Source organism: Dactylococcopsis salina PCC 8305, from assembly GCF_000317615.1.
Classification (GTDB): domain Bacteria; phylum Cyanobacteriota; class Cyanobacteriia; order Cyanobacteriales; family Rubidibacteraceae; genus Halothece; species Halothece salina.
In genome coordinates this window covers 2,612,196-2,625,453 of the sequence record NC_019780.1, presented here as the reverse complement: position 1 = coordinate 2,625,453, position 13,258 = coordinate 2,612,196, and the positions used below count along the sequence as shown (strand labels likewise).

Sequence of the window (13,258 nt, the reverse complement as noted above, 5' to 3'; positions counted from 1 at the left end):
TAGGAGAACTCAATGAACTTTCAAATTATCCAACTTGCAACCCCAAACCTAACGTTAGAGGTAGATAGTAACTTTGATCTCGCTCTCAATTACAATACTTCCCCAGTGGATAATACCCTCACGGGAATTGCACTCCGTCTTCATTACGATTCCTCAAACCTCACCTTCAACGAAACCTCTAATCTTTTTGCAACTGATCTGTTTGGAGAAGTGAACAGCTTTGCTGATGAGGAAAACTTTGATAACGATTCTCAAACCGATCGCTATCTTCAATTCCAATACTTTAACTTTAATGGTAATTGGCCCGATCGACCTCTCCCCCTCAATCTCGGAAACTTCAACTTTACGGTAGAAAATCCTTTCTCTGACATTGATCCGAATCCTATTGATCTAATCCTCGTCTATAACAAACTACGTCGTTGGATAAAACGCCGTCATCCACATAAAACCCTTAAACGGGTTGCTACTCTGATTAAGCGTCAGAAAGAGCCTCTGAGCATAGCTCATATGTTAGAAGCAAGAATCTCCCATGATAATCGGCATCTGCACTTCGACACGCTCAGTGTCCGCTTGTCGAAGATTTGATTTGATGGGAGAGCGTCAATATTCCGAGGAAGCTATCGATCGAAGCCAAACCGATGTTTAGGAAATATTGTTTTCTTTACCACTGCGATCGTTATCGGTTATTTACTCGCCGCTTTTGGGGTGGGAGATGAGTTTGCCATCCTTCTAAATCAACCGTTATATTTTGCTGGCTTAATCCTTGCCGCTGCGATCGCGGGAAGTTGCGGTTGGTGGTTCGGTGAAGTGATTCTTGCTCGATCGAAACGAAAGGAATAAGTTGCCACTCACTATTTAAAATGACAACAACCCAGTCCGTAAAATAACCAACTGTCACTTCACCAACTGAGTTGCTTTTCCGTTAGAATCGGCTTAACCAGAAGTAACCATTAATTGGTTGATTCGGCGGTAGCAAATTCGTTGTTTTTATTCTTGCGAGAACGGTTACGACGGGTGACACTATTAAATAGCATAATCCCGATGCCTTTAATGAGATTGCCTTCGAGTTCCTTAAACAGTTTCATGTTTAAGCCAAAAGCATCATTCGCTTCCTCAACAATTCGATCGGCGGTACTTTGATCAATGGGTAAATTATTTAACCCTTGACGATAAGTATCTTTAAATGCCTTCTCATCAGAAATCGCTTCAAACTCATAAAAAGATGTTCCCACACCGTCTTCTAAATTCATCGCTCGTTGAGCAATTCCCTTAAGAATTTGTCCACCAGATAAATCTCCCAGATAACGAGTATAGGAATGAGCAACTAACAACTCTGGTGCTTCGGCTGAGACTTCCCGAATGCGGTTAACGTAAGCGTTTCCAGCCGCAGAAGGAGAAACAGTTTCTCGCCAATTGTTACCAAAATAGTATTGTAAATCTTCCTCTAAACTCTCTTTACGGTTTAATTCTGGGAAGTAAATTTTAGAGACAATTGGGTGTTCGCTATGTTTCGCCATTTCTTCCTCCATCGCGGAATAGACAAAGTAAAGGTTGGCGACGAGGTTACGATAGGAGTTTTTTTCCACTACTCCTTTCAGGAAACACTTGACAAAACCCACGTTTTCTGCCATCGTGTGGGACTTTTTCGTCCCTTCTTTTAACATTGTGGCTAAATCTACAGTCATATTAAAATTGCTTTGCTTGAGTAAACGACAAGATTAGTTTTAGAGCGTTTCTAAACATCTTAGAAAATGGGACTTAATTAAAATAGCGTAAACTAACTTGATGATAATTTGCATTAAGAATGTTTAAGTTGTACTGACTGATACAGTTGCTTTCCTCTCGAACTCCCAATTTTGCTTAATTTGCTGAGTTATACCATTTTGCAAAAATCAAGTTACATTAAAGCCCCCCAAACTTGGGGGGTTGGGGGGCTTAGGTAGCCTGTCTGTAGTGCCAATTGTTCACTTATGGTACTCTTTGCCGAACTATTCATTCTCTTCGGTTAAAACACTGATTATCTTCTTGTAAGAGAACTTTGATAAGATGGAAAAGCCGATATGGTTAATCCCCCCTAGCCCCCCTTCGCAAGGGGGGAACGGTTAATCCCCCCTAGCCTTTTTAAGGGGGGAATGGTTAAGCAACTTTTTACAAATGATTTGGGATTGCTATACTAAGTCATCAATAACTATTTAAATATTTATGGTCGTCACACAATTTGAACCCTCTCAACATCGTCTCGCTGAGGATATCTATCGCTTAGAAGCTGGAGAAGCGCTATTAGTCGATTCTCCCACTAATTTGATTGAGGTGGTGGGAATTTTAAGGAGTTATGGTGTGGTGTTAGATGCTTATGCGGAAAACTTAAAATATGTTGCGGAAGACCAGTTTTTGATATTTTTTAATTTCTTTAAGTATTTTAATGGCGAGGTAAATTTGCAAAAGTTATTCCGTCATTGGTGGCACGATCGCATTAACTATGAGTATGCTGAATATACGATGCGAGCGATGATGTGGCATGGTGGCGGTGGCTTAGATTCTTATTTAGATACTCCTGAGTTTCGAGAGGCTGCAGAAAAAGTCATTCAAGCAAAGTTCCGATTAAATCCTTTAATGCGAGGGTTTCATCAGGTTTTTAATGAATTTCTGCCCGAACATTTACGTCAGATGGCGTATTATAAAGGTTTAGGTGAGTTCTGGACAATTATGAGTAAAATTTTCTTAGAACTCAGCGATCGATACTTAAAAGGCGAAATTAAATCCATTCCTGATGTTGTTGATCATATCCAACAAGGATTAGTCAATGATGCCAATACACCCATTACCTACGCAGTGGAAATTCGCGGTCAAACCTATGATTTAATCCCAAAGGCTGCAGGTTTAACCTTCCTTCCCGATACAGCAGTTCCCTATGTGGAGTCGATTTTCTTTCGGGGAACACCTTTTCCAGGCTTAGTGTCTTTCAATGCTCAAGCCTATCAAATTCCTGCCGAACAAGAAGAGTTTGCTTATGGGGCTTTAAATGCGGATGTGGTGGCGACGGGAACATCTGGCGTGCCACCGACGTTATTAATGCAGGATATGAGACATTTTCTTCCTGATTATTTACAAGAATTTTATCAACAGTCTGGACGAGAAGAAGGAGATTTATTAGTCAAAATTTGTCAGAGTTTCCAGAAGTCGATGTTTTGTGTAACAACGGCGGCGGTAAAAGGGTTGGCCCCCCATCCATTTGATACGACAGATGTGGAGAAAAAACGGGAAAATCGCCGTTATCTAGAACAATGGATGGATCGGATGTTAAATACTCGATTACAAATGACAAATCAAACGTAGGTTGGGTGAAGCGAAGCGAAACCCAACACCGATTATAAGCTCCCTGTTGGGTTGTCACTACTTTTGCTGTTGGGTTATCACTCAACCTACATTTCTGCTGTTGGGTTGTCACCCAACCTACTAAACGGTGGTTACTCCTAACCATCCAAACAGCAGTTCTTTTTGTGCTTCTGAAGGCTCTTCAATACTGCTGATATGATAGCGATCGGGTTGCGGTGGGGCAAAGGTGAGGGTATGAGTAAGTAACTCGTCTTGGTGGAAAACGGTTAGTTGAACGGTGTCGCCCGGTTGATAGTCTTTGCTTCGATCGAGCAGTTGTTCTGCATTCACTCGTATCCCATCCATTGCCAGTAATTCGTCTCCCGCGTCTATTCCAGCTAAACCCGCGGGAGAGTCGGCATCCACAAATTTAATTTTCGTTGCGCCGTTTTCTGTCGCCACTCGCAGCCCTAAATCGGGAATTGGATCATCGTCCTCGATCGAGCTTAATTGTAAGCCAAATCGCTGCAAATAATCCGCTAGAGGAAGTTCTTCTGTAGTGTAGAGATAGGTTTCTAAAAACGGGGTTAAATCACTTTCTGCGACGGATTCTAAAACCGATTTTAATTGCTCGTCAGTGTAGCCAATTTCGGGCTTACCAAACTGTTCCCACAGTGCGAGTAACACATCATCCATCGATCGATGATTATTATGGCGACTCCGAATTAACAAGTCAAGCAATAACGACACCAATTCTCCTTTCAAATAATAAGAAATCTGGTTATTATCGCTATTTCCATCCCGACGATATAACTTAATCCAAGCATCAAAACTCGACTCAGCTAACGGCTGCACTTTTCGTCCTGGCGTTTTTAAAAACCGAGTGATATCTTTGCCTAAATTATCCAAACAAGTTCTTGCATTATAAATCCCTGCTCGCATCGGAATCAAGGCATCATAATAACTGGTTGTTCCCTCCGCAAACCACAGCGCTGTTGTATAATTTTCTTGACTATAATCAAACGCTTCCAATGCTTTCGGACGAATGCGTTTAATATTCCACAAATGAAAAAATTCGTGAGCGACTAACTGCATAAAACGATTATATTTATCAGTAGCCCGAAAACCAAATCGAGGGTAAATCAAGGAACAGCAATTTTTATGTTCTAAACCACCGAAACCGCTCCCCGCTTGATGTAATAAAAAGATGTAGTGATCATAAGGGAGTTCCTTATAAATTTTTGCTTCTGTCACCACAATTTTTTTGATGTCTTGAATAATTGGTTCGGGGTTGGCATTTCCTTGTCCCCAAATTGCCAGTTGATGAGGTTTATCTAAAACCTGAAAATCATAAACTTGATGGGTTCCAATTTCAAAAGGACTATCAACTAAGGTATCAAAATCAGCGGCTAAATAAGTGTTAATTTTTCCTTCTACTGATGGCAGAGATGTGGTAACTTTCCAATGAGCAGCAGGGGGAACAATTTTAACTTCAATGGGAGAATTTTCTAAGTCGGGAACATCAAAAAATAACGCTGCGCCGTTAAAATAACCATGAGTGGCATCAAGATGATTCGTTCTCACGGTTAATTCATTCGCATAAACTTGGTACTCAATTGTAATACTATTCGTGGTTTCGCTATTAATCAACCAAGTATTTTTAGATTGTTTCTCTTGGGAAAGCGGTTGATTATCTTCTGAATTATAAGCCGTTAATTGTTGGATATGTCTCGCATATTCTCGCACTAAATAAGAGCCTGGTGTCCAGACGGGGAACTGGATTTTTAACGTATCGTTTTCCCAACCTAAAACCTGTAACTTCACTTGAAATAGGTGGGTTTGCGGTTCGGGAAAAGAGACTTCATAAGCTAATTTAGCTTGTGTTTCTTCGACTTTTTTGGGCTGTGTAATTGTTGCTTCAGTCATCAGACCTCTTCCTAAATTGTTCCTGTAGATAGATGAGTCAGTTGACGCATATTTGTTATTGATAAAGTTTTCTCATCTTGATTCAATTCTAACCAACCTTTATTTTGAAACTTACTTAAATACTTTTGAGTTTCTTCTAAAGTTAAATCTGAAATATCTGCTATATCTGTTTCAGGAATTAGCAAAATTTCCATTCCTTCTTCTATGGGTTTGCCATAGTTTTCCGCTAAATTAATTAAAGTAGAAGCGAGTTTTACCACAGGAGGATGATGACGGAGTTGTAACCGCATATCCATTTGTCGCACACGACGCACTGTAATTTGTAGGAGTTTGTGATGGAGTTGTGAGTCTTGAAAAAGGGTTTGGATAAAGCGTTGAGCGGAAATACTAATCACTTTAGTTTCACTAAGCGTTATAATTTCTGTGGCACGAGGAGGCTCGTCTAAAATGGCGGTTTCGCCAAAAAAATCTCCTCTTCCTCGAATAGATAATGTGGTTGGGTTTTCATTATACCAGCGCCTTGATTTTACCCAACCTGAGACGATGAAATAAACGGCATTTCCCCAAGATTGATCATCAAGAATCTTCTCTTCTGGTTGGAAGTCTTGCTCAATTGCTACTGATAATAACCAGTCTAGGGTTTCGGTTTCAGCAGCATTGAGTAAGGGGAAATTTTCACTAACGACTGTACTCTCCATTAAAAATTGTTCGGGTGACTTTGAAGGAATCACAAACTAAGATGGGTTAAAATTTAATTTTCGATCGCTTCTAATTTTTCACGAATTGCTTCGACTCGTTTTCTGTTGACTCCTAAGTCGGATTTTCCTAAACGAGATGCCGAGCGAACATTAACGACTTGATTAATATCATCTTTGTGAAATTCCACATCATCTACAAAACCCATTAATTTACTTTTAAATTCAGCATAAAGATAGTTTTCATTTTCTTCAATAATGGTTGTCCGTTCCATATTTTCTACGACTTTTTTAATCTCAGCAATTGCCACAAAAGGGAGGGGTTTAATACTATGTTCGGAGTCATCACTTTGACTAGAAACACAGTTGGGAGTATCTGGACAAGGAGCAAGTTTTCCTGAATTTATTCCTAAGTTGGTGGGTCGTTTTCCTGCAAACATAATGTTTTTTAGTCTTCTTGATCAATCAAATTAAGGTTTAAATACGGGAGCAATTTCGATATGAGAGGGAAGGGGAAATTCCATCACTTTTTGCGCGATCGCGCTGAGTTGATTAAAGTTTTCAATCACGTTGTCTTGGTATTCATCAGGAACATTTAAGCCTAACAATGCTTCGGTTTGTTCAACGTAAGCGCTTGTCACCTCAGATTCTGGTGAGTTTTGGGAACTCGAATCACTCATCATAAATTTATCATTCCCTATCTTGTAGTTACCACAATATTTTAACCCCTACAGGGACAGGAATCCTGTAGAGGCTAAATGAATAAATGATCACTATCTTTCGTTGATGTCGGGAGGAAATATTGTTCCCCCAACAGCCAATGATTAGGTAAAGAGGAAATGATCGGGGTTATCCAGAAGACTGGCGGCGGTGTTTTTGACGATCGCGATCGATTGATTATTAGTAGCAATCACCCCATCGCCTTCACTGTCGCTAAAGGTTAAGTCATCGAAGCTGAGGTTAACGCTACCTAAGCCAATTTTATCGGTTTCGGGGGTAAAGTCTCCGATGATGTTTGCGGTTTCGGGGAGGGTATTATTTGCCACCCAAAATTCGTCAGCGTCGTTACCACCGAAAAGGATGTCGCCACTACCTGCAAATAGCTGATCTTGTCCGTCTCCGCCATAGAGTCGGTTATTGCCGTTCCCTTGCGTTGCGTCTAGGATATCATTTCCTAAAACGCCGAAAGCGCGATCGCGGCTACCGACAAGTAGTTCATCATTCCCCTTGCTACCATAAAGACGGTTGCGGGTGTTTGCGGAACTGGTTGCAAATTCAGCGCGATCGTTCCCCTCTCCTGTAAATAAGATGATACTTTCTTGTTCAAAGTTATCTAACTCTGAACCCGTAATCACATCCACTCCCGTTTGTCCAAAGCCTAAATCTTGAGAGGAACTAAAACGACTTTCTTCCACTGACAACACCAACTCATTGTTTTCTAAAATTGGTTGCAACAGCAGTCCATTGTCTAACTCTAACCCTCGGAAACGATTAAAGTCCCCTTCGATATTATTCGCACTTAAAACCGAGTAAGTTTCCCCCAAGCTAGGCGTAAACCCATCCAAGAGATTAACCTCTAAACGACCAGCTAAGGAGACATTTCCGTCAATGAAGGCTCGATCGAACGCCTCAACGCCCCCAATTTCAATTTCTAAAGTCCCTGCCGTTGTTTGATTGTAGTCACCTCGAACCTCAATTTCACCCACCGAATTACCAGGGGCAAACGTGCCTCCCATTGTGACATTGCCATTAATGAAGCCATTACCTTGTAACGTTCCCCCTTCAATATTGAGAGTTCCCCCTAAGGTTGCGACTTCCGCCACACGGGTTAAACCAGCGGTTTGAGTATAACCAGCATCAAACTGTAAGCGACCGGTTTCAACTGCAACCGTACCACTATTATTAACAGTCTCGCCACTAACGGTTAAACCGTCGAGGGTAACAGTCACTGCGTTGGCATCATTCCCATCATTAATATTAAAGATGCGGAAGTCAATGGTCGCGTCACTTGCCCGTTGCACCGTGACATCAGGGCTGCCATCATTATCGAGGTCGCCATCGATGGTTAAGCCTTTGTCAATGACTAATTCCCCCAATGCTTCATCGAGGGTAATCGTGTTAATCCCATCAGCAAAGGTAATTGTTCCCCCAGGCGCGATCGATTCGATCGCATCTCGTAAACTGATTCCATCTCCTGCTTCAAGACCATCATTTTCATCAGTTTCAGTATCCACTTCCAATGCAAACGGAAGTGATTCAAACGCCCCAATATCCACTGTGCCGTTGACAATTCGATCGAAGCCTGTTCCCCGTTGGTCAAAGTCAACACCAGCAGGGATTAAAGTGTTATCGCCAGCGTCTATGGCTGGGGAGTTAGCAACCAGCGCGATCGTCTGTGTGGGGCCGCCATTGTCTTGTAATCCTGCAGGATCAAGGAGGGGGTCTTGTCCAGTGATATTGTTGGTATTAGTGCCATTGATTTGGTCAGCATTATTCTCAATGAGGCTGTAACTGGCGTTGATTGTTCCAGTGTCACGAGAGAGATCGTCCCCCACACTATTGGCGACGATACTGTTGGTGACATTGGCTGTGCCATTGTTATTAACCCCGCCGCCGTATGCAGCCGAATTGCCACTGACGGTGCTGTTGGTGACATTGGCTGTGCCAGCGTTATAAATCCCGCCGCCGTATTCCGCCGAATTGCCACTAAGGGTAGAGTTATCGATCGTTGATGTCCCATAGTTAGAAACCCCGCCGCCTAAATCAGCCGAATTACCACTAAGGGTAGAGTTATTAATCGTTGATGTCCCACCGTAGTAGCTGTTATAAATCCCGCCGCCGTATGCAGCCGAATTGCCACTAAGGGTAGAGTTATCGATCGTTAATGTTCCATAGTTAGTAACTCCGCCGCCGTAATCATCAGCCGAATTACCACTAAGGGTAGAGTTATTAATCGTTGATGTCCCACTGTTATAAATCCCGCCGCCGTCATCAGCCGAATTGCCACTAAGGGTAGAGTTATTTATCGTTGATGTCCCATAGTTATAAACCCCGCTACCTTGGAACGCCGAATTGCTGCTAAGGGTAGAGTTATTGATCGTTAAGGTTGCATAGGCGTTATAAATCCCGCCGCCGAAAGTAGAGTAATTGTCACTAAGGGTAGAGTTATTGATCGTTGATGTTCCACCATAACCATTAAAAAACCCGCCGCCATTTCCCCCAAAGGAAGGGTCATCAGCCGAATTGCCACTAAGGGTAGAGTTAGTTATCGTTGATGTTCCTTTGTTATAAACCCCGCCGCCGTCAGCAGCCAAATTGCCACTAAGGGTAGAGTTAGTTATCGTTGATGTCCCACCGTTATAAATCCCGCCGCCGAATTCAGCCGAATTACCACTAAGGGTAGAGTTATTGATCGTTATCGTTGATGTCCCATAGTTATAAATCCCGCCGCCGAAATCAGCCGAATTACCACTAAGGGTAGAGTTATTGATCGTTGATGTTCCATAGTTAAGAACCCCGCCGCCTATGTAGGAAGAATTACCACTGACGGTGCTGTTGGTGACATTGGCTGTGCCAGCATTATAAATCCCCCCGCCATAATTAGCAGCCGAATTGCCACTGACGATGCTGTTGGTGAGGGTTAAATCTTCACGGTTAGAAATTCCCCCACCGCGATCATTTGGAACCGACCCATCGGCTACTCCACCTGTAACGGTTAAGCCATCGAGGGTAACAGTCACTACGTTGGCATCATTCCCATCATTAATATTAAAGATGCGGAAGTCAACGGTCGCGTCACTTGCCCGTTCTACCGTGACATCAGGGCTGCCATCATCATCGAGGTCGCCATCGATGGTTAAGCCTTTGTCAATGACTAATTCCCCCAATGCTTCATCGAGGGTAATCGTGTTAATCCCATCAGCAAAGGTAATTGTACCTCCGGGCGCGATCGATTCGATCGCATCTCGTAAACTGATTCCATCTCCTGCTTCAAGACCATCATTTTCATCAGTTTCAGTATCCACTTCCAATGCAAACGGAAGTGATTCAAACGCCCCAATATCCACTGTGCCGTTGACAATTCGATCGAAGCCGTCTCCTCGTTGGTCAAAGTCAACACCAGTAGGAATCGAGTCATTATCGCCAGCATCAATTGCGGGTGAACCCGCTAACAGCGCGATCGTCTGTGTGACACCGCCATTGTCTTGTAATGCAGGATCAAGGAGGGGGTCTTGTCCAGTGATATTGTTGCTATTAGTGCCATTGATTTGGTCAGCATTATTCTCAATGAGGCTGTAACTGGCGTTGATTGTTCCACCGTTACGAGAGAGATCGTCCCCCACACTATTGGCGACGATACTGTTGGTGACATTGGCTGTACCATAGTAGCCGTTATAAATCCCCCCGCCATTAGTAGCAGAATTGCCACTGACGGTGCTGTTGGTGACATTGGCTGTGCCAGCGTTATAAATCCCCCCGCCAGAATTAGCAGAATTGCCACTAAGGGTAGAGTTATTGATCGTTGATGTTCCAAAGTTATTAACCCCGCCGCCGAATTCAGCCGAATTATCACTAAGGGTAGAGTTATTGATCGTTGATGTCCCATTGTTATAAATCCCGCCGCCGAAATCAGCCGAATTGCCACTAAGGGTAGAGTTATTTATCGTTGATGTTCCATAGTTAAAAACCCCGCTGCCGGCGAAATCAGCCGAATTTTCACTAAGGGTAGAGTTATTGATCGTTGATGTCCCATTGTTACCAACCCCGCCGCCTAGGAAGGAAGAATTACCACTGACGGTGCTGTTGGTGACATTGGCTGTGCCATAGTAGTTATAAATCCCTCCGCCAGAATCAGCAGCCGAATTGCCACTGACGGTGCTGTTGGTGAGGGTTAAATCTTCACGGTTATTAAAAATTCCCCCACCGCGATTATTTGGAGACGACCCACTGGCTACTCCACCTGTAACGGTTAAGCCATCGAGGGTAACAGTCACTACGTTGGCATCATTCCCATCATCAATATTAAAGATGCGGAATTCAGCAGTCGCCTCACTTGCTCGTTGCACCGTGACATCAGGGCTGCCATCATTATCGAGGTCGCCATCGATGGTTAAGCCTTTGTCAATGACTAATTCCCCCAATGCTTCATCGAGGGTAATGGTGTTAATCCCATCAGCAAAGGTAATTGTACCTCCGGGCACGATCACTGCTAGAGCATCTCGTAAGCTCACATCCCCATCGGTGACTCTGCCATCGGCTTCATCTATAATGGTGTCCACGATTAAATCCGTTGGAGGAGGAAGTTGCACTTCAAACGCTCCAATATCCACTGTGCCGTTGAAAATTCGATCGAAGCCGTCTCCCCGTTGGTCAAAGTCAACACCAGCAGGAATCGAGTTATTATCGCCAGCATCAATTGCGGGTGAATCCGCTAACAGCGCGATCGTCTGTGTGACACCGCCATTGTCTTGTAATGCAGGATCAAGGAGGGGGTCTTGTCCAGTGATATTGTTGCTATTAGTGCCATTGATTTGGTCAGCATTATTCTCAATGAGGCTGTAACTGGCGTTGATTGTTCCAGTGTCACGAGATAGATCGTTCCCCACACTATTGGCGACGATACTGTTGGTGATATTGGCTGTGCTATAGTAGCCGTTATAAATTCCCCCGCCAGAATTAGCAGAATTGCCACTGAGAGTACTGTTGGTGACATTGGCTGTGCCATCATAGTTATAAATCCCTCCGCCATTAATTGCAGCAGAATTGCCACTGACGGTACTGTTGGTGACATTGGCTGTGCCATAGTTGCCGTTATAAATCCCCCCGCCATTACCAGTAGCAGAATTGCCACTGACGGTGCTGTTGGTGACATTGGCTGTGGCAAAATTGTTATAAATCCCCCCGCCATTACCAGTAGCAAAATTGTCACTGATGGTGCTGTTGGTGATATTGGCTGTGCCATTGAAGCCACTATTAATCCCCCCACCATTAGTTGCAGAATTGTCACTGATGGTGCTGTTGGTGATATTGGCTATGCCATCGAAGCCGCTATAAATCCCCCCGGCATCATTAGTTGCAGAATTGCCACTGACGGTACTGTTGGTGACATTGGCTGTGCCAGAGTAGTTAAAAATCCCCCCGCCACTACCAGTAGCAAAATTGCCACTGACGGTGCTGTTGGTGACATTGGCTGTGGCATAGTAGTAGCCGTTATAAATCCCCCCGCCAAAAAGAGCAGAATTGCCACTGACGGTGCTGTTGCTGAGGGTTAGGTTTTCATTGTTTAAGATTCCCCCGCCATCACCTGAGACAGTCCCGCCACTAATGGTTAAACCGTCGAGGGTAACAGTCACTACGTTGGCATCATTCCCATCATCAATATTAAAGATGCGGAATTCAGCAGTCGCGTCACTTGCTCGTTGCACCGTGACATCAGGGCTGCCATCATCATCGAGGTCGCCATCGATGGTTAAGCCTTTGTCAATGACTAATTCCCCCAATGCTTCATCGAGGGTAATCGTGTTAATCCCATCAGCAAAGGTAATTGTTCCCCCAGGCGCGATCGATTCGATCGCATCTCGTAAACTGATTCCATCTCCTGCTTCAAGACCATCATTTTCATCAGTTTCAGTATCCACAGTGAGAGTCGCTTGCTCAATGATGATTTCTTCCCCATCAACAACAATTGTGCTGAAGTCATCCTCTTGACGCAAACCTGCTAATTTTTCTTCGCTGAGAGGTTTTCCTCGTACTAACGCCGAGAAAATTGCCCCTTCATCCCCAGCGCTGTCTGTGGTATTGAGGAAAGCATCAACAGCATGACCCACCTCTTCTAAAAACACGGCGGTGGTAACTTCTAGGGAAAAACCCTCTAACGCACTGGATAAATAAATCGTATTTGTTGCACTGGCATAAGCTCCCAACGCCCCATTTAATGCCGAACTGGGCAACACTTCCATCCCTAGTTCGTCTAAAAACGTCCCATCAGTGAGCATTGCTTGTAAAGTTGCCGCGGTCTCGATTTCGTAATCAGTTCCGAAAGCGGTTTCTAATCCTGAAAAAAACAGGTTACTTTGGGCAAACTCATTGATGAGTGTCCCCCCATTGAGCATTAACGCTTCGATTAAATCATTCACGACTTGGCTTCTCCAGTATTATTTTGAAACGCTTGACTAAGGGAGACCTCAAAAGAGCAGAAAATGGTAACGGTTGGGTCAAAGTCTAATCTGAAAAGAGTATGGCTTTGATCCAGCCGTAATGCGCTTCAAAGGTCTGCCTGCGTCTGGCAATTAAACTAATAAGTTTCACTTATACCGTAGCAT

8 protein-coding genes are annotated in these 13,258 nt (G+C 43.7%); 2 read left to right on the top strand and 6 right to left on the bottom strand.

Translation table 11 applies throughout. From position 1 onward, the window contains the following. Positions 1 to 12: 12 nt before the first annotated feature. The gene (locus tag DACSA_RS12850) at positions 13 to 585 is read left to right on the top strand and encodes a hypothetical protein (protein ID WP_015230169.1); all 573 of its coding nucleotides are present in this window, start codon (positions 13 to 15) and stop codon (positions 583 to 585) included. Between the two features lie 365 nt (positions 586 to 950). On the opposite strand, the gene DACSA_RS12845 is transcribed toward DACSA_RS12850, so the two are convergent. Continuing rightward, positions 951 to 1,685: a biliverdin-producing heme oxygenase gene (locus DACSA_RS12845; RefSeq protein ID WP_015230168.1), complete on the bottom strand. Its 735-nt coding sequence runs from the start codon at positions 1,683 to 1,685 to the stop codon at positions 951 to 953. 517 nt (positions 1,686 to 2,202) lie between these two features. Here DACSA_RS12845 and DACSA_RS12840 point away from each other — a divergent pair. Then, entirely contained in the window at positions 2,203 to 3,336 is a 1,134-nt protein-coding gene (locus DACSA_RS12840; RefSeq protein WP_015230167.1) for a CO2 hydration protein, read from the top strand. A 120-nt stretch (positions 3,337 to 3,456) separates the two neighbouring features. On the opposite strand, the gene DACSA_RS12835 is transcribed toward DACSA_RS12840, so the two are convergent. The 5 genes from DACSA_RS12835 to DACSA_RS12815 all read right to left on the bottom strand — a co-directional run bounded on the left by DACSA_RS12835 (position 3,457) and on the right by DACSA_RS12815 (position 13,072). After that, entirely contained in the window at positions 3,457 to 5,241 is a 1,785-nt protein-coding gene (locus tag DACSA_RS12835) for a M61 family metallopeptidase (RefSeq protein WP_015230166.1), read from the bottom strand. Between the two features lie 11 nt (positions 5,242 to 5,252). Then, positions 5,253 to 5,939, bottom strand: a complete 687-nt coding sequence (locus DACSA_RS12830) for a Crp/Fnr family transcriptional regulator (RefSeq protein ID WP_015230165.1) — start codon at positions 5,937 to 5,939, stop codon at positions 5,253 to 5,255. Positions 5,940 to 5,992: 53 nt separating this feature from the next. Next, complete coding sequence (locus tag DACSA_RS12825) at positions 5,993 to 6,376, bottom strand: DUF1499 domain-containing protein (protein WP_015230164.1); 384 nt, start codon at positions 6,374 to 6,376, stop codon at positions 5,993 to 5,995. A gap of 30 nt (positions 6,377 to 6,406) precedes the next feature. Next, on the bottom strand, positions 6,407 to 6,619 hold the full coding sequence (locus tag DACSA_RS12820; protein WP_015230163.1) for a DUF4089 domain-containing protein: 213 nt from the start codon (positions 6,617 to 6,619) through the stop codon (positions 6,407 to 6,409). A gap of 141 nt (positions 6,620 to 6,760) precedes the next feature. After that, positions 6,761 to 13,072, bottom strand: coding sequence for a beta strand repeat-containing protein (locus tag DACSA_RS12815; RefSeq protein WP_015230162.1), 6,312 nt, complete (start codon positions 13,070 to 13,072; stop codon positions 6,761 to 6,763). Positions 13,073 to 13,258: the final 186 nt, after the last annotated feature.